This window comes from Paenibacillus sp. SAFN-054 (assembly GCF_051966755.1).
In the GTDB taxonomy this organism is placed as follows: domain Bacteria; phylum Bacillota; class Bacilli; order Paenibacillales; family Paenibacillaceae; genus Paenibacillus_AQ.
In genome coordinates, this window is the sequence record NZ_JBQCKS010000002.1 from 347,301 (window position 1) to 365,022 (window position 17,722).

Below are 17,722 nucleotides of genomic sequence, written 5' to 3' on the forward strand. Positions count from 1 at the left end.
GCTTATCAAGCATATCCCTGAGCATGCCTCCCGCATGAAGGGACGGAGGAGTGAAATCATATGAAAATCCGGTTGGTGAACGACGGCGTTTTCAGCCCGATCGACGACATTCAAACCACACTGACTGCCCCGCCCGCAGGATTCTACTGGATCGATGCGGATGTAGACGACCTTGCGCTGCTGCAGCCTTTATTTTCCCTGCATGATTTGGCGGTTGAAGACTGCCTGAGCGACGAGGAGCAGCGTCCCAAGATTGAAATCTACGAAAGCCATTATTTTATCGTTGTGAACTCGATCCGTTTCGATGACGAGGAAATTTTCCTGCGTTCACTCAACATCTTCTTAGGCCGCCACTATATCATCACGGTCACGAAGCAAAAAATTCACGAACTGCGTTCGCTCAAGCCAATTTTGTGGGAACAGGAAGTCAGCACGCCCGACCGCTTTTTGTACCTGCTGATCGACCTTGTCGTAGACAATTACTTTACTGTAGGCGACCGGATCGAAGCCAAGATCGAAAAGCTGGAAGAGGACATTCTGATGCACACGAAGAAATCCCATCTGAACGAGATTATCGGTTTGCGAAGCGAGATTTTATGGTTGAAGAAGGTGCTGGGGCCGCAAAAAGAGCTCATCAACACCTTGAATAAAAGAGACCTCCGGCTGATTGATGATCAGCTGCAAAAATATTTCAGCGACATTTATGAAAATGCCGTAAAAATTTCCGAAACCTTTGACACATTCCGCGACCTGATGGGCAACCTTCGCGAGGCTTACCAATCCAGTATCGCGAACCGGGCCAACGAAATCATGCGCGTGTTCACCGCCATTACGACGATATTCATGCCGCTGACGGTCATTACCGGAATATACGGCATGAACTTTGATTATATTCCCGAAATGCATTGGAAATATGGTTATTACGCGATTATCGGCGTCATGGTGCTGCTGGGCATCAGCATGGTGCTCATATTCCGGAAAAAAGACTGGATCTGAGAGAACCGCGGGTCCGGATACAAAGGACGAAGGTGCGATTGCCCCAGGCTATCCCCCTCGTCCTTTTTGCGCTGCTCTCTCCCTTGGATTGGCTTCCCTTTCTCCGCAATCGCATGCTCTTAGATTAACTGCAGCTCCTCAATCTACCCCGCATTCCTACGGCTCTCTGCCTCCCTGCGAAAGCGCATCCGGATCAACCGGAGGCGTTCATACCGCTGCTCCATCACGGGACCAGCTGCTGGTTCCTGGCCGTATACCCGGTGAAGAATGGGCTTCAGCAGCGCATCCCCGAGCTCTTCGAAAGCGTTCCATACCTCCTCCTGCTCCGCCTTCGGCATATCCTGAAGCTCGCCGGCGATGAGAAGCTCCGCATCATAACCGTCCTTCTCCAGCTGCTCCAGCGATTCCACCAGCTCACGCCGCGTCAGACTGCTTTCCTGCTCCAGCTGTTCCAGCCGCTTCCCTTCAATAATGCCTCGAAGCAGCATCTGCCGGGTCCGGTATTTATCCAGATCCTGCTTGTATTTCGCTTCCTTCTGCTTGTACATCCAGGACTCATAGGCTTGTCCATCCAGTACATCCTGCACCCAATCCAGCGGGAAAGCATGGCTTCGCTCCGCGCCAGCCGTCATCGCAAGCACGTCCGCCCCATATTCGGCAGCTTTATTATCGCCGACGCCGGGAAGCTGCATCAGCTCCTCCAAAGTTACCGGTACAAACGTGCTGATCAGCCGCAGAAGCCTGTTGGTTGCGATAAAATAAGGTGCTTTCCGCTCTGAAGCCGCCCTTTTACGCCTCCAGGCACACAGCTCGTTGTACAGCTCTTCATTGGCGTTCAGCTCGCTGTAGCAGTAGAGCTTCTGGATGCGCTGCGCCCCTCCCTTGTGCTCTTCTTCTTCATGCAAAATGCCGTCGATCAGCGGCCGGAAGCCTTCCCCGAGCTTAACGGCAAGCTCATGCCGGTAAATATAAAGCATCTCGTTCCAGGAGCTGCCTTCGTACCAGGTGCTTTCGCCGATACCGCCGCCTTCATACATATCCCGCCATCCGAGCCTCCAGGCACCTTCCTCCTCGCCAATCCAGACTTCAGCCATGCTTTCGGCGCCTTCGATTTCTTTGACCAGACGATTCATGAATACGATCTGCATCCCTTAATAACCTCCACCACATAAATCAGCACAACAAAAAGCACCTCCCTTGATATGCAAGAGAGGTGCTTCCCCGAATAAGATTATGCTGTTACTCAAGATCATACCATATCACCGGAAATGGTCAATGATAATCTTTAAGTTTTCCTTTATAATATCAGGAAGAACCAATCGACAATCAAGGAGTGATGGGACAGCATGCCTCGAGATGGAGAACTGGATTTTTTAGCAGACAGCACGGAGCAGACGTCCACCCGATTCGTTACCTTTTTGGGTCCTTCCCTCAAGCGTTTCGATCTCGCCGTAACGACGACCGCGCTGTTTTACGGCAAAAGCCTGGTAGCCGATTTGCAGCAGGGAATCAGCGCCATCATCGGTGCCGATGATGTGGAGGAACCGGGATTTCTTGAATCGGCGTTCCGGCTTGGAGAAGCCGAGGCTGCCGAGCTGAGGGAATTTCTCGGCATGGTCGTCGGCATGCCGTATTTTACGGATTAAGGGACGTCTTTGAAAATAATGAAACCCAGTCCAGCACAGAGGTGCCGAACTGGGTTTCGATATTTTTTGAGCCTATCCCAAACCTGCGTTAAACCGCTGCTGCCAGCGCTTTCTTGGCCAAAGCAAGTGCGCCGCACAAGCCGGCATTGTCTCCAAGCTGCGGAGATACGATATACTCGGCAATGTTCTCGTTAATGGCAGGCAGCTGGACGTATCCGCTCAGCAGCTCCTGCAGCTTGCTGTGGATGAGCGGGAACAACTGCTGCTGCTTCATGACGCCGCCGCCCATCACGATTTTTTGCGGGGACAGAATCAAGATGTAGTTCATCAATGCCTGCGCCAGATAGTAGGCTTCCATCTCCCAAGCCGGGTGATCCGGCGTCAAATCCGCACCGGGAACTCCCCATCTCTTCGACAGCGAAGGACCTGCGGCAACGCCTTCAAGGCAGTCGCCATGATACGGGCAGAAGCCTTCGAATTTGTCTTCCGGATGACGGCGGACAAGAATATGGCCCATTTCCGGATGGGACAATCCGTGAATCAGTTCTCCGCCAACGACGGCGCCAGCCCCGATGCCAGTACCGACCGTAATATAGAGGCAGCTATCGTAACCTTGAGCCGCACCCCAGGTATATTCCCCAAGCGCTGCCCCGTTAACGTCCGTATCGAATTCGATCGGTACTTGAAAGTGCGAGCCCAAATGCCCCACGATATCAAAGTTGCTCCAATAAGGCTTCGGTGTCGTCGTAATACGCCCATATGTAGGACTTCCTTTAACGGGATCGATCGGTCCGAACGAACCTACCCCGATCGCCTCCACGCCTTTATTTTGGAAGAAAGCGACGACCTGTGCCATTGTCTCTTCCGGTGTTGTCGTCGGGAAGCTGACCCGTTCAAGCACGGTTCCGTCTTCCTTGCCGATTCCGCATACAAATTTCGTTCCTCCGGCTTCAATTGCTCCCAGAATACTCATCGTTTGTAACCCCTCCTGCACCATTCTCATTGTCTGTTCTTCATGAGGTTTCCAGTATGAATCCTATCCTTAACCACGGGCATTATAGCCCAGTTCATTCAAAAATGTCAATTCGTCAGCGCACTCTGCAGGTTCCCGAACCTGTAGCTGCATTATCACTTAAAAAAAGGATGCCGGCGTGATGCCAGCATCCCCAGCGCTTGAATCATACGGCCTGGAACGCCATTTAGACGACAACTCCGAGCAGATGGCAGAGGCTCTTCATTTCAAGCTCCTCAAATTTGTCTGCTACCGACCGTTCATCCAGCGACAGCTCACAAATGTCCAGCTCGCACGCTACAGGCACGCAGCAGTGGATTTCCGCTAATTGGCGGGACAGATGAAGCATATCGATATCCGCTTCGATCTTGGCGCGTATGCTATTCGATACCTGATCGAGATTGTCCAGAATGCCATCCACCGACCCGAATTCCTGGATGAGCTTATGGGCAGTCTTCTCACCAATGCCGCGGACGCCTGGGTAGTTATCGCTGGCATCGCCCATCAAGGCTTTGACATCGATAATCTGACGCGGATGAAGCTGCTTTTCCTCATACAAAGAATCCGGCGTATACACCTTGTAGTTGCCGTGGCCTTTTTTCATAATAATGACGGTCGTCTTGTCGCTGACGAGCTGCAGCAGATCATGGTCGCCGGACAGGATCATGACTTCCATGTCCTTACTGTACTGCGCAGCGAGCGTGCCAATGCAGTCGTCGGCCTCATAGCCCTCGGCGCCGATATTCGGTACCCCCATGCTGTCCATAACATCACGGATGATGGAAAACTGAGGCACCAGATCATCCGGAGCTTCCGGACGGTTGCCTTTATATGCTGAGAACTGCTGTCCCCGGAAGGTTTTGCCTCCAAGATCCCAGCAGCAAATGACATGGGTTGGATCAAAATTTTGAACGGCATCCCAAAAATAACGGATGAAGCCATAAATGGCATTGGTCGGAATGCCTGATTTCGTACGGCGGATATACCCGCTTGTCGCGGTCGCATAGTAAGCTCTGAATAATAATGCCATACCGTCGACCAGCATGACAGATGGGCGTTTATCATTAGGTATCAATCTTTGTTTCTCCCCTTGTCTGCCCTATTCCCTATTCAGGGTGGCAATTCTGCCTCTAGTATAACACAACTGAGGGGAGCATTTGGGCTCTTTCCTGTTATCCCCAAACGGATTCGTATTGATCTTCTTTGAAGCCGACCGTTACTTGATTGCCGTCTGTTACGATCGGGCGTTTGATCAGCATGCCGCTCGAAGACAACAGCTGGATTTGCTCTTGTTCGCTCATGCCGGGCAGCTTGTCCTTCAGTCCGAGCTGCTTGTAAACTTCGCCGCTCGTATTAAAGAACTTCTTGAGCGGAAGTCCGCTCCGCTGGACCAGCTCTGCCAGAACCTCCGGCTTGGGAGGTGACTCTGCAATGTGATGCAGCTCGAGTTCATGTCCATGGGCCTGAAGCCATTTGACGGCGCTGCGGCAGGTGCCGCATTTGGGATACTGATAGATTTCCAGTTTACTCATTTCAGTCAGCTCTCTCTTTGTTGGTATTTAGTCTTGAAGATGACGCAGGCCTCAAGCTTCCAGCTTGTCCCACAGCTTCTGCATATCCTCTGGCATCGATGACTGAAAGGTCATCTTCTCATGCGTCACCGGATGCTCGAAAGACAGCTCGAAGGCATGCAGAGCCTGGCGTTGGATAGAGTTATCCAGCGCTATAATATCAGAGGTGTCTTCCGAAAGATGGTGCGGCTCTTGGTCCGGCGAAAGCGAAGAAAGTTCAGGTTTCTCTCCCGCCTTCTCATAGACGACGTGGCGATACAGCTTATCCCCGATCAGCGGGTTGCCGATGCTTGTCATATGCACGCGGATTTGATGCGTTCTGCCGGTCTCCAGCTTCAACTGCACTAACGCCCCCTTCTCCCGGCTCTCCAGCACTTCGTATTTCGTCAGCGAGGAATAGCCGTCAGGCGTGACGATCCGGCGGTGAGGCTCATCGGGATCACGGTCGATGGGACCATCAATCTCGCCTCGGGGCGGATTCGGTGTTCCGTGAACGATGGCCAGATACCTTTTATCCACGGTTCCTGCGATCATCTGCTCCGAAATATGCTGGTGGACGTATGGATTCTTGGCGATCGCCAGCACGCCTGTCGTCTCCTGGTCCAAGCGGTGCACGGCGCGGAAGCGGAAGGATTCTCCTTTTTGAAGCCAGTAATCCACAACGCCGTTGGCAAGCGTGCCCGTGTAATGCCCGTGCGTCGGATGAACGATCATCCCCGCTTCTTTGTTCACGATCAGGATGTGCTCATCTTCATATATCGTCTCAAAAGGAATCGGCTGTGGCAAAATATCGTCCGAGGTTTCCTTTTCCATTCGGATCTCCACCACATCTCCCGCCTGAACCTGCACGCTGATATAGACCCTTTGGCCGTTCAACGTAATGCCCTCTTCCGTCAGTTTCAGGCGCGACTGCAGCTTGCGGGATACATGCATCCGCTTCGCCAGGATGGTTTTGAGAAGCCAGCCATCCTCGGCTGCGGGTATGGTATATGTTATTGGCGGATAGTAGGATGTCATTTCTTGTTGCCGAACACCTTTTTACTGCGGATGTATTCGATGTCGGACACCTTGCTGCGGGCATTGGCCGTGCGGGCAATCACGAAGAAATAATCGGACAGCCGGTTCAGGTAACGACGTACTTCCGGATTGATCTCCTTCTCTTGCCCCAGCGTAACCACCCGGCGTTCCGCCCGGCGGCATACCGTTCTGCACACGTGCAGGGTAGCCGACAGCATAGTTCCGCCCGGCAGAATGAACCGCTCCAGTTCCGGATTCTCTTCCTCGTAAGCATCCATCCATTGTTCCAGCCGCTCCACCATTTCGGCATTCACTTTATATCTGCTTTCGCTTAATTTCACGAAGGCCAGATCCGACCCGCAATCAAACAGCTCATGCTGGATTTCCAGCAGGTTCTGCCGCAAGTCTTCAAATGCCTCCCCTTCCATCAGGCTGACGGCCTGTCCCACGTAGCTGTTCAGCTCATCGATGGTGCCGTAAGCCTCTACCTGCAGATCATCCTTGAGCACACGTCCGCCGATAACTGACGTTTGGCCCTCGTCGCCCGTTCTTGTATATACTTTCATGATTCAAAAACCTCCCTCATCCGGATACGTCCTCATTATTCGGTCATGGCTTTGAGCGCTTTCAAAGCGTCGTCAATATGTTCCGAAGAGATCGGAATGGTCACGAACAGCTTTTCCGGCGTATACTTCAAATCCTTGAAGACCTTAAGGTCCTTCACCGGGATTCCGTATAAATGCTCGGTTTTATCGATCGTTTTGTCTTCTTTTTCCTCCTGGCTGGCAAATACGCCTTCCGGATAGTCCTTCGCATCGAAATGGTCATCGAGCACGACGTGGCCGCCGAGTTTTCCGTAATTCTTCATGTCGTCTTCAGGTAAAATCATGATATCATTTCCGCCTGCCGCGTATTCAACCATCAGCTTTTGCGGATTGTACATCGGACTTGCGACGACTTCTACCTTGATGTCTTCTCCAAGCTTGTCCTGAAGCGCCTTTTCCAGCGGCTCGGTAACCTGTGTCGGATCCGAATTTTGATCGATCATGAATACCTTCACGCCCGGTTTATCTTCTTTACCGCATCCAGCTAGCACAAATACAGCCAGCATAACTACCAGCATCCATTTCCCGTATGCCTTCAATCTCTGCTCCCCCTCTTTTTTCCCCAATAGGTTCAATATATCATACCTGGATGAGACAAAAAAGAAGAGTCCCGGCAACGAATGCCAGGACTCCGGTTTCAGCAAGATTCAGAGCGGATACGCTTTAAGAGCGAGCCTTACTGATTGGCTTCTCGGATCCGCTGAAGCTGGCGGATATGAGTCGATTCGTGAATCGCAATAAAATGCGCCCACTGCGCCGCATTCAGCTCAAACCCGAATGGATGCGTATATACGAGCTCGTTCGTATTCCGCTTGACCAGCTCGGGAATGAGCGTTTTCGTCGCGGCACGCACCTCGTCAAGCTTACGGAGCGCCTCCTCGTATGTCAGCGTCCCCGTAGGACGAGTCGGGGCAGGCGCCTCGATTTTTACGCCGATAATGCCGCTGTTCTTAAGAATATCCATAACGTCCGTTTTCTTTTCATCCAAAGGCTCCGAAGGAAGGACAGGGTCTGTGCGCAGCATTTGCTTGATCTGGTATTGAATGACGCCTTCAAGCTTGCCCAGATGCTCAACCACTTCCGTCACGTTCCAGCCGTCTGCCACCTCCCGTATTCCCTTTTCTTCCGGACCGAAAGAATTCAGTACTTGGTTTAACTGTGCGCGAACTTGATCCATATAAGGAACAATATCTTCAAATTTCACCATTTACGGTTGCCTCCCAGCTAAAAGCCATGTCATGTTGTACCTAAATCGTCTTTGGCCCTTATATTGTATCATGAAACTTATCCGCAATTCGACTGAATAGACACAACAAATCCCTTCGGCTGCAGGGACAAATTCACCAGTTGAGGTGCTCGCTGCTTTTATCCAAAGGGATTATTAGTCCATATGTATTTCATGCTTTATTTTTCTTGGGGCAAAGCTTCATATATTCGTTAATCTTCAGGTCCAGCAAACTGCTAATTTCGATGACAATCTCCGAAGTAAAGGACTGTTCCTGCAGAAAAATCTGTTCCATCTTCTTACGGAGCATCAAAATTTCATCTTCCAAGGAAATATTCCTTATAGAATCCGTCGTTTTGGTTGACCAGTCACCGCGCTGATCGCCTTCGGCAGTGTAGTCACCGCGATATGATGGTAAATCATATTCAGCACAAAACAAAGGTAATCCCTCCCTGGTTAGTCTTTTCTTGCTCCTAAAGCAAAATTATAACATACAAATCAATAAAATAAAGTGAATTTTTTGTTAAAAAATACAAAAAACAGAATAAACTCTAAAAGAATGAACGAACTGGAGCTCGTAACCCTGGCTCCAGTTCGTTTGGTTATATTATGATTCCTGTTTAAGCTTATAAAGAAACTCTCCGATCCGGTCCAAAGCCTCGGTCAACTGGGCGACGGATGTAGCGTAGGAACAACGGAGAAAGCCTTCACCGCCTGCGCCAAACGCCGTCCCCGGCACTGCAGCGACCTTCGCTTCAAGGAGAAGCCGCTGGGCAAACTCATCAGAGCTCAGTCCTGTCGAAGTGATGCTCGGGAAAGCATAAAAAGCACCTTGAGGCTCGTGGCACTGGAGTCCGATATCCTGAAATCCCTGCACGATCAACCGTCTGCGCTGGTTATAGGATTCAACCATGCGGTCTTTTTCCTCCATCCCGTTCTTCAGCGCCTCCAGAGCAGCAACCTGCCCCATAACTGGAGCACACATGACGGTATACTGGTGGATCTTCAGCATCGCTGCGATAATATCGGCATGCGCACAAACATATCCCATTCGCCAGCCGGTCATCGCGAATGCCTTGGAAAAGCCGCTGACAAGAATGGTGCGGTCCATCATGCCCGGAACAGCTGCAAAACTGACATGCTTCTGGTTGTAAGTCAGTTCGGCGTAGATTTCGTCGGAAATGACGATCAGATCATGCTTTTCCACGACTTTCGCGATCGGCAGCCAATCCTCGTAGGTCATCGTTGCTCCCGTCGGATTGCTCGGGTAACACAGAATCAGCACTTTCGATTTCGGCGTAATTTGCGCCTCCAGCGCTTCAGCTGTCAGCTTGAAGTTATCCTTGGCGTAAGTCTCAATGCCTACCGGCACGCCTCCGCCGATCGAAGTGATCGGTGAATAGGATACGTAGCACGGCTCCGGAATCAGAATTTCGTCGCCGGGCTCGATAAGCGCACGGAGTGCCAGGTCAATGGCTTCGCTGCCGCCAACCGTGACAATAATTTGGTTCTGCGGATCATACCCTACCTGAAAGCTTTCGTGCAAATAATTTGATATCGCCTCACGCAGCTCGATCATGCCCGCGTTGGACGTGTAAGCGGTAACCCCCCGTTCAAGGGAATACACGCAGGCTTCCCGGACATGCCACGGAGTCGTGAAGTCGGGTTCACCCACACCGAGTGTGATGATATCCTTGCTGCCATTCGCGAGGTCAAAGAATTTGCGGATCCCGGATGGCGGGATATCCCTGACCAGCGGCGCAAGATAAGAATTCATCGATTTGACTTGCTGCTGTTTGGTATCTTCATTCACGATCATGACAACATCTTCCTTTACGGTGAGACCATGAGACGGTGATCTTCCTCACGGTCTTCAAAAATAATTCCGTCTTGTTTATATTTTTTCAGAATAAAGTTGGTTTTCGTCGATAATACGGAGTCGATTGGCGAGAGTTTCTCGGATACGAAATTCGCCACTTCCCTCAGGTTGCGGCCTTCAACCTCGACAAGCAGGTCATAAGCGCCAGACATCAGATATACGGATTTCACCTGCGGATACAAATAGATCCGTTCGGCAATGCCTTCAAAGCCTCTCCCGCGTTCTGGAGTAATCTGCACCTCAATCAATGCCGTAACCGTTTCTTCCTCAATTTTGCTCCAGTTCACCACGGCCGCGTATTTTACGATGACATGGTCCGCTTCAAGCTCCGCAATCGCCTCCTTCACCGCTTCCTCATCCACGCCAATCAGCGTCGATAGAAGCAGGGGAGACCGTCTCGCGTCCTCGTTAAGCAGGTCGAGCACTTTCAATTTCAGTTCAGTCAGTTCTTTCATACAGTATCCTCCAGCTTTCGTTTCACGGGTTGCTTACAGCGTATGTGATACCCGGGAAAGAGATTAATACTAATATTACAATAATTTATGATGCATGCAAAGAAAAACCGTCTCCGCGGCGTGGGCCGAATTAGAGACGGTAAAAATGTGCCATGCTTCACCGCAGCATGCTGCGGGTTACTTTAATATAAAGGCAGTTAGGTGTCTGGAATACGGAAACCGCCCTGTTACATGTAATACGGATTCTGAATGTTCGGCTGATGAAGTGGAACATTCGGTGCCTGATTGTACGAGCCCATGCCGGACGTTTTTTGCTGAACGAACTGTCGGCACTTTTGCTGCGTGCTGTGCGCGCTCTGAATCTGCTTGTCCAATTCCTGACGGAGTGCTTTGGAAGCGGTGGAATACATATTGTTCTGTTTCATCAAATTGAATAATTCGCCCTGCAGGCGGAGCGTATCGCTAGTTAAATGATTGAACATCTGGCGTACGGAAGGGCACGAGGATTCGGTTGCTGCTGTCGTGTATTCTCTGACGGTTCTTTTCAGGTCGGCCAAAATCGTGTACAGCAGATCTTCCTCTTGCATAAATGCCGATGAGTTTTGGTTCTGGTACATGGTATGCATTCTCCTTTGCTGGTTTATTGTTGCGGCTGGGTGGGAGCGAGCGGCTGATGCTGCTGCAAAGCCTGGACGAGCGTATCCAGGTGGTGGTCCATCGAACGGATGTATTGATGGAGCGCCTGCTGAACAGCCGGGTTCTGCGTTACGGAAGCCGTAGCCGCACACTGCTTGATCAGCAGATCTTCATTGGAGATCGAATCGACAATGTACTCGAGCTCTTTGCTCGTGATGGGCTGCATTTGACCGGATTGCATATGTTTTGCCTCCTCTGGGATGTTAACCTCATTGCATATTATGTCCAGGGCATTTTTTTCTATGTGCTTACCTATAAACGGCTTTTCATTTGCGAATACTGAAATGTGGAATGAAGAAAAGGAGCGAAAAGCGATGATTTTGAACAGCGGAAATTTAGCCTGGCCTCGCATGCTTCATCCCGTTCCCGAATACCCTGCGCTGAACGAGAATCTACAATGCGACGTTCTTGTCGTTGGCGGCGGTATGAGCGGGGCAATCATGGCCCACAAGCTGACGGAACAGAATCTAAATACCGTTCTGATTGAAAAGAGAAAAATAGCGGAAGGCAGCTCGTCGGCCAACACCGGCCTACTGCAATTTTCCAACGATAAAACCCTGACCTCAATGATCCATACCTTCGGGGAGGACGTCGGCGTCGCCTTCTATAAATTGAGTGTACAGGCGATGCATAATCTGATCGCTCTTGCCGGCAGCCTGAATGACGATATTCAGCTCATCCCCAGAAAGAGTCTGTATTATGCAAGCCACGACAAAGACGTGACCATGCTTCAAGAGGAGCATGAAACGCTCCGCAAATATGGTTTTCACGTCGAATACTGGGACAGGGACCACATCGAGAGGCATATGCCCTTTTCCAAACCGGCCGCTCTCTATACTCATGGCGATGCCGAGGTGAACCCGCTCCGGATGGTGCATGCGTTGGTGAAAGAGGCTGCACGGCATGGGGCCCGCGTATTCGAAAATACGGAAGCCGTTCACTTCGATTACGACGAGGATGGCGTGACCTGCATCACCAGAACGCATACAATCCGTGCCAAAAAGGTCATTTTCAGCATGGGCTACGAAACCCAGGATATGAAAAAGGATCGGAATGCCGTGCTTAAGGTTTCTTACGCGCTCATGACCAGCCCGGTGAACGATTTGTCGAATTGGTATGAACGCTGCATGATATGGGAAACGGCAAGGCCTTACCTGTACATGCGAACCACGCCGGAAAACCGCATTGTCGTGGGAGGACTGGATGAGCATCCGCCGGCACCCGAGGATCGTGAAAGCCGTGCCCTCCATCAGAGCCAGGTGCTTCTGAGTGAAGTGCGCAAGCTGTTTCCAAACTACACGAATCTAACGGCCGATTATGCATGGGCCTCGATCTTCGGATCCACCCATGACGGGCTGCCGATGATTGGTACGCACCCGGACTATCCACATAGTTATTTTATTGAAGCATACGGTGGCAACGGAACGGTATACTGCATGATAGCGGCGGAAATGCTCGGCGACATCCTCGCTGGTAAGCAGCGTCCGGATATGGACATGTTCTCGCTGCTGCGGACCAGCAAACCGTCGCCGCATGCGCCTTTGACGCGGACTTGATCTCGAGCGGCCAAACGATTGGCCATGGCATATCACTTACACATTGATGAAAAAAACAGGCACCGTCCTTAGTGACGGTGCCTGCTTTATATACCATGCCAATCCAAATTCACCACTTTAAGCGTGGAGCTGCTTATGCGGATTTTTCACTCAACAGTCTTCTTACAAAAAACCAGCTTAAAACCGGCGAGGCGCCAAGCACCAGCATCACGATCGTGATCGTCAGGGGCGTTTTGCTCACCATCACGACGATAATGAACACAAACGCGCCAATCAGACGTCCCACCATCAGGCTCAGCTCGCGAAGCACGACAAGCTCGACCCGCTTTTCCACCGTTTCGTCGCTTAATCCCATCAGGTCGAACCCCGACGCAATCATCGGCAAAATGTAGAGCGGCATAAATATGGCGGAACCAATTCCAAGTATAAGCAGCGGGCCATACCCTGTTCTCCAGAACAGCGGAAGAATGACAATCCACAGCAATACCGCCCCGGCAAGCATGCCTGCGCTTCTGTACCTGGGCTTGTACCATTTCCCTGCGATCCAGTAGGTCAGCAGCGATATGGCGGACGTAATCAGCGAAAACTGTCCGAGCTTGGCCTCCTGCTTTGTAGCCACGAACACGAGCAGTCCAATCAAAAAAGCAAACACGCCTTCCCGGATCCCCTGAGCGGCCAGGCCCGGCGCCATGAGACGCCACGGACTTCCCTTGGCACGGAGCTGAGCAACCGGCTCCATCCAGTGATAGTTACTGCCTCGATCCCTTTTTTTGAGAAAGAAACTGAGGACGACGGCCAGGGCGTAGATCACCAAAGAAATCGTGAATATAAGCCGGTATCCTTTATCCCCTTTGAGCCACGTGATGAGCAGCCCCGAAAACCAAGGCCCGATAATTCCGGTAATCGACCCCAGCAGTCCAACCCATCCATTAAACAAATCACGGTTTTCCCGATTCGTCACTTCAAAATAAACGACATTGAACGCCAGCCAGAAAATCCCGATCGACACGCCGAGCAGAATGCCCAGCGGCCAAATCCAATGCACGACGTCCGTTCCGATCCATAATACAACGAGGTAAAACAAGCCCGACAGGACGATGCCTGCGCGCAGGGCGTTCATCTTGTTGTATTCCTTCACCCATTTGCCGCCTATCCAGAAAGTTAAACCCACAGCGATCTGCTGGGCCACGGTAAACCAGCCGATCATGACGTAATCCTGCTTGCTCTTCCATAAATACACATTCAAAAATGTGCCTGAAAGGGCTGCCGCCAAAACGATCAACCCATTTACGGCCAGCAAAAGCTGGGATTGGCGGTCTAAATGTGCCGTCGTTTTCATAAATACCCCCTTGCTTACCGGACATGTTCTGTCTTAACATGCCCGAAACAAAGGAATATCATTTTGAACAACAAACGTTTTCTATGGATCCGGGTCCGGAAGTTTAAGCTTTTTCCCGGCTCAAATGGTCGACCATCCGCAGACGGTCTTCCTCTGTCAAGTTGGTTTCCACATGGAAACAGCCCGTGCAAATATACATGTTGACGCGGAAAGGCGGCTGAATGACCGGAGCCTTTAAGGCGCTGAAGCGGGTCGGCACAAAGCCCTGGCCCGAAATTTCCTGCGTCCCGGCAAGGACCATATAATCGCGGCATTTCGGACATTCGGGAACTTCATCCTGCTCGTCCAGAATCTTCTCCACGCTCTCCTCGTAATTCATTAAATCATGGCTTTCCTCGAATTTGTCGAGCGTGCGGATGGAAGGTGGGAGTTGATGCTGCATATCCTCCTGTGCCCAGAACGATGATGCTGCACCTTCTTCGTCTTCAAGGCCCTCCTCTTCCCAATCCATCTGTTCTTCGGAGCCTTCCTCTTCCTCATCGCCAAGCTGAATACTGAGCGTCCGGTATCCTTTCAGCTCATTTTGGCAGTAAGGACAATTCTCCTCTGGCCCGATTTCCTCATCCCAGACGATCTCTGTCTGGCACCATGGGCATACGGTGGTTTCCATTACCCTTCATCTCCTCAATGTTTCATTAAATAAACGATGCCGACTGCAAAAAAAATGACAGCGGCCACGAATAGTATTCTGGTAAGATTTTTCATGCCTTCCTCCTGGAAAAAATCTTATCTAAAAAATACAAGCTCCTATCACATAAGACAGCGAAACCGAAATCAGCAGGGAAATGATCCCCACCGCCCGGTTGTCCTTCCGGATTTCTGCGTCGACCGAAAAGACGGGCGTCAAAAATTCAAACAGCAGATAGGCTGCGAACAGCAGGATGAAGCCGAAGAAAGCCCATTTCATCGTATCGTAAATGGAGGTTTCCGCCTCGATGCTGTACCTCAGCACGTTGCAGATGGCGAAAATTTTGCCGCCTGTCGCCAGGGAAGCCGCGACATTTCCGCGGCCGATCTCCTCCCAGCAGTTATATCTGGCAACCAGCTCGAACAAATATAAAAATACGATCAAGCCCAAGATGGCCACCGAAAAATAACCGATCAGCGTTCCCAGCGGATGGGTCAGCATCTGATCAACCCAGTTTTGCATATTGCCGCCTCCTTCGGGTCTGCCTGAGGCCTATTCGCAGCTTATTTCAGTTCGGCTACGGTTACGCCTGTACCACCTTCGCCGTAATTGCCCAGACGGAAGCTTTTTATATGCTTATGCTTGCGCAGGTATTCCGTAATACCATTGCGGAGTATTCCCGTGCCCTTGCCATGAATCAGGTAAACTTGGCCCAAATTTCCCAGAAACGCTTCGTCAATGAAACGGTCCACCTCAATGAGGGCTTCCTCAAGGTTGGCCCCCCGCAAGTCGAGCTCGCTTCGGACATTGTCGTCACGGGTCCGTTTCACCGTCGTAGCATGGCGCTGGGCCTGCTTGGCGACGGCTTCATGAGTTTGAACGAGCTCGAGATCGTCCAGGCTGACCTTCATCTTCATAATGCCCAGCTGGACAACCGCTTCCTTGGAGCCCGCAAGCTCGACCACGTTCCCCTTCTGGTTCAGGCTGTATACCATCACTTCATCGCCAGCTTCGATTTTGCGCGGCGTCTTCGCCTTGCTTCTAGCCGGCGTTTTCTTCTTCTGCTGCGGTTCCGCTTCATCCAGCATTCTGCGCGCGGCTATCAGCTTGTGCTCCTTCACCGATGCCCCTTCTTCTTTCGCAAGCTGGCGAAGATCGCTGATAATGTCCTCGGCCTCGCGCTTGGCTTTGGCAATCACCTCTTTGGCCTCAGCCTGAGCCTTCTCGATCAACCGGTCACGCTGCTGCTCAAGCTTCTCCAGCTCCTGCTGGTGGCGGCTTCGCAGCTGTTCCATTTCCTGTCGAAGCTTCTCGGCGTGTTCCCGCTCCACCTCGGCACCGAGGCGGTTCTCTTCAAGGGAGGCGATCATATGCTCGACGCGCTGATCCTCCTCATTGACCTCTCCGCGGGCAAAATCCAATATTTTATTCGGCAGTCCGAGCCGCTCGGCAATCGCAAACGCGTTGCTTCGACCCGGTACCCCTACAAGCAGCCGGTAGGTCGGGCTTAGCGTATTCACGTCAAACTCCATGCTTGCATTAATGACAGCTTTGCGTTCGTAGGCATATGCTTTCAGTTCGCTGTAATGGGTCGTCGCCACCATGCGGCAGCCCGTCTGATGAATATGCTCCAGAATGGAGATTGCGAGCGCCGAACCCTCCGCCGGATCCGTGCCTGCGCCCACTTCATCCAGAAGCACAAGGCTTTTCGGCGTCATGTTCTTCAGAATTCGAATGATGTTGGTCATATGGCTCGAGAACGTACTCAGGCTTTGCTCAATGCTCTGCTCGTCGCCGATGTCCGCATAAATGGCATCAAATACGCACAGCTGGCTGCCTTCCTCCGCAGGCACGAACAAGCCCGACATCGCCATCAGGCTTAACAGACCGATAGTTTTAAGCGTTACCGTTTTACCGCCGGTATTCGGGCCGGTCACGATAATGGAGGTATACGAATTGCCGAGCTCCACATCAATGGGAACGACCTTCTCCAGCTCGATAAGTGGATGTCGTCCCTTCTTGAGCTTGAGATACCCACGATCATTCATTCTTGGCAGCGTCGCCTTCATGACATGGGCTAAACGGGCTTTGGCAAATATAAAATCCAGCTGGCCCACCAAATCCAGATCGAACATCAACAGGTCCGTCTGATCTCCCACCAAAGCCGTAAGCTTTTGCAGAATCACTTCGATCTCGCGCTCTTCCTTCATCCGGGTCTCGCGCAGCTTGTTGTTCATTGCAACAATCGATTCCGGCTCGATGAACAAAGTAGCCCCGGAGCCGGACTGGTCATGCACGATGCCGCCGAAATAGGAACGGTATTCGGCTTTAACCGGAATGACGAACCGGTCGCCGCGAATCGTGACGAGCTGATCCTGCAGCATTTTGGCTACTGAAGAAGAACGGATCATGTTATCGAGCTTTTCGCGGATGCGAACTTCGCCGGAGCGCAGCTCGCGCCGAACCTGGGCAAGGCCCGGACTGGCCGAGTCCAACACTTCCGCTTCGTCGGATATGCACGCCTTGATTGCATCCTCCAGCGGTTTTTGTTCCGATATATTTTCGCTGATGCTTGTCAGCAGCTTCAGCGGCTCATCATCATTCATTTGGGCAATAAAGCGCTTGATGCGTCTTGCGCCGTTAGCCGTATTGCCAATTGCCAAAAGCTCATGCGGGCTTAGCGTGCCACCGATCTTGGCACGTTTCAGAGCACCTGAAACATCGGTGATGCCGCCAAAGGAAGGCGTTCCCTTCAGTCGGTCCACCGTATACGCCTCATCCGTTGCCTGAAGAAGGCGTTTGACCGATTCGAGATCGGTGTCCGGTTTCAGGTTCTCCGTGATTTGCTTGCCCATAGAGGTCTGGGTATAGCTGGCACATTTATTTAAAATCTTGCGGTATTCTAGTGTGTGCAAAATTTTATCGTCCAAAAATTTCACTGCTCCTCTCATACAATGCCTTTATTATATACGAAACCGCCGCGCCTTCGCCATTTGCGAAACTATTCCGCTAAAAACCGTCAAGCCCATACATAAGT

Annotated in this window: 20 protein-coding genes; 3 read left to right on the top strand and 17 right to left on the bottom strand. The window is 51.5% G+C overall.

Translation table 11 applies throughout. The features are described from left to right. Positions 1 to 60: 60 nt before the first annotated feature. On the top strand, positions 61 to 996 hold the full coding sequence (gene corA / locus ACTHPM_RS12990) for a magnesium/cobalt transporter CorA (protein WP_440395945.1): 936 nt from the start codon (positions 61 to 63) through the stop codon (positions 994 to 996). A 143-nt stretch (positions 997 to 1,139) separates the two neighbouring features. Here the strand turns inward: corA and ACTHPM_RS12995 are convergent, their stop codons facing one another. After that, positions 1,140 to 2,144 carry an HRDC domain-containing protein gene (locus ACTHPM_RS12995; protein WP_440395944.1) on the bottom strand — a complete coding sequence of 335 codons (1,005 nt, stop codon included), beginning with the start codon at positions 2,142 to 2,144 and terminating at the stop codon, positions 1,140 to 1,142. 198 nt (positions 2,145 to 2,342) lie between these two features. On the opposite strand from ACTHPM_RS12995, the gene ACTHPM_RS13000 reads away from it, so the two are divergent. Next, a complete protein-coding gene (locus ACTHPM_RS13000) occupies positions 2,343 to 2,642 on the top strand; it encodes a DUF3055 domain-containing protein (RefSeq protein ID WP_440395943.1) in 300 nt (99 codons plus the stop codon). Between the two features lie 88 nt (positions 2,643 to 2,730). On the opposite strand, the gene ACTHPM_RS13005 is transcribed toward ACTHPM_RS13000, so the two are convergent. The 12 genes from ACTHPM_RS13005 to ACTHPM_RS13060 form a co-directional block, all read right to left on the bottom strand. Further along, positions 2,731 to 3,615: an ROK family protein gene (locus tag ACTHPM_RS13005; protein WP_440395941.1), complete on the bottom strand. Its 885-nt coding sequence runs from the start codon at positions 3,613 to 3,615 to the stop codon at positions 2,731 to 2,733. A 226-nt stretch (positions 3,616 to 3,841) separates the two neighbouring features. Continuing rightward, the gene (locus ACTHPM_RS13010) at positions 3,842 to 4,699 is read right to left on the bottom strand and encodes a 5'-3' exonuclease (protein ID WP_440396248.1); all 858 of its coding nucleotides are present in this window, start codon (positions 4,697 to 4,699) and stop codon (positions 3,842 to 3,844) included. Positions 4,700 to 4,826: 127 nt separating this feature from the next. Continuing rightward, entirely contained in the window at positions 4,827 to 5,186 is a 360-nt protein-coding gene (locus ACTHPM_RS13015) for an arsenate reductase family protein (RefSeq protein ID WP_440395940.1), read from the bottom strand. A 51-nt stretch (positions 5,187 to 5,237) separates the two neighbouring features. Next, complete coding sequence (locus ACTHPM_RS13020; RefSeq protein WP_440395939.1) at positions 5,238 to 6,242, bottom strand: RluA family pseudouridine synthase; 1,005 nt, start codon at positions 6,240 to 6,242, stop codon at positions 5,238 to 5,240. Beyond that, positions 6,239 to 6,808, bottom strand: a complete 570-nt coding sequence (locus ACTHPM_RS13025; RefSeq protein WP_440395938.1) for a cob(I)yrinic acid a,c-diamide adenosyltransferase — start codon at positions 6,806 to 6,808, stop codon at positions 6,239 to 6,241. The genes ACTHPM_RS13020 and ACTHPM_RS13025 overlap by 4 nt, the downstream gene beginning before the upstream one ends. A 35-nt stretch (positions 6,809 to 6,843) precedes the next feature. Then, entirely contained in the window at positions 6,844 to 7,365 is a 522-nt protein-coding gene (locus ACTHPM_RS13030; RefSeq protein WP_440395937.1) for a hypothetical protein, read from the bottom strand. A gap of 158 nt (positions 7,366 to 7,523) precedes the next feature. After that, a complete protein-coding gene (locus tag ACTHPM_RS13035) occupies positions 7,524 to 8,054 on the bottom strand; it encodes a DinB family protein (protein ID WP_440395936.1) in 531 nt (176 codons plus the stop codon). Positions 8,055 to 8,244: 190 nt separating this feature from the next. Further along, positions 8,245 to 8,511 carry an aspartyl-phosphate phosphatase Spo0E family protein gene (locus ACTHPM_RS13040; RefSeq protein WP_440395935.1) on the bottom strand — a complete coding sequence of 89 codons (267 nt, stop codon included), beginning with the start codon at positions 8,509 to 8,511 and terminating at the stop codon, positions 8,245 to 8,247. A 168-nt stretch (positions 8,512 to 8,679) separates the two neighbouring features. Continuing rightward, on the bottom strand, positions 8,680 to 9,891 hold the full coding sequence (locus tag ACTHPM_RS13045; RefSeq protein ID WP_440395934.1) for an aminotransferase class I/II-fold pyridoxal phosphate-dependent enzyme: 1,212 nt from the start codon (positions 9,889 to 9,891) through the stop codon (positions 8,680 to 8,682). 14 nt (positions 9,892 to 9,905) lie between these two features. Further along, a complete protein-coding gene (locus tag ACTHPM_RS13050) occupies positions 9,906 to 10,406 on the bottom strand; it encodes an Lrp/AsnC family transcriptional regulator (RefSeq protein WP_440395933.1) in 501 nt (166 codons plus the stop codon). 227 nt (positions 10,407 to 10,633) lie between these two features. Then, positions 10,634 to 11,023 (bottom strand): spore coat protein, encoded by a 390-nt coding sequence (locus tag ACTHPM_RS13055; protein ID WP_440395932.1) that lies wholly within the window; start codon positions 11,021 to 11,023, stop codon positions 10,634 to 10,636. A gap of 23 nt (positions 11,024 to 11,046) precedes the next feature. Continuing rightward, the gene (locus ACTHPM_RS13060) at positions 11,047 to 11,283 is read right to left on the bottom strand and encodes a hypothetical protein (RefSeq protein ID WP_440395931.1); all 237 of its coding nucleotides are present in this window, start codon (positions 11,281 to 11,283) and stop codon (positions 11,047 to 11,049) included. Between the two features lie 133 nt (positions 11,284 to 11,416). Between ACTHPM_RS13060 and ACTHPM_RS13065 the strand changes: the two genes are divergently transcribed. After that, positions 11,417 to 12,658: an NAD(P)/FAD-dependent oxidoreductase gene (locus ACTHPM_RS13065; RefSeq protein WP_440395930.1), complete on the top strand. Its 1,242-nt coding sequence runs from the start codon at positions 11,417 to 11,419 to the stop codon at positions 12,656 to 12,658. Positions 12,659 to 12,791: 133 nt separating this feature from the next. Here the strand turns inward: ACTHPM_RS13065 and ACTHPM_RS13070 are convergent, their stop codons facing one another. The 4 genes from ACTHPM_RS13070 to ACTHPM_RS13085 all read right to left on the bottom strand — a co-directional run bounded on the left by ACTHPM_RS13070 (position 12,792) and on the right by ACTHPM_RS13085 (position 17,615). Beyond that, positions 12,792 to 13,997 carry an MFS transporter gene (locus ACTHPM_RS13070; RefSeq protein ID WP_440395929.1) on the bottom strand — a complete coding sequence of 402 codons (1,206 nt, stop codon included), beginning with the start codon at positions 13,995 to 13,997 and terminating at the stop codon, positions 12,792 to 12,794. A gap of 103 nt (positions 13,998 to 14,100) precedes the next feature. Continuing rightward, positions 14,101 to 14,667, bottom strand: a complete 567-nt coding sequence (locus tag ACTHPM_RS13075; RefSeq protein ID WP_440395928.1) for a hypothetical protein — start codon at positions 14,665 to 14,667, stop codon at positions 14,101 to 14,103. Positions 14,668 to 14,787: 120 nt separating this feature from the next. Next, on the bottom strand, positions 14,788 to 15,207 hold the full coding sequence (locus tag ACTHPM_RS13080) for a DUF350 domain-containing protein (RefSeq protein ID WP_440395927.1): 420 nt from the start codon (positions 15,205 to 15,207) through the stop codon (positions 14,788 to 14,790). Between the two features lie 41 nt (positions 15,208 to 15,248). Then, on the bottom strand, positions 15,249 to 17,615 hold the full coding sequence (locus ACTHPM_RS13085) for an endonuclease MutS2 (RefSeq protein WP_440396247.1): 2,367 nt from the start codon (positions 17,613 to 17,615) through the stop codon (positions 15,249 to 15,251). Between the last annotated feature and the right edge of the window lie 107 nt (positions 17,616 to 17,722).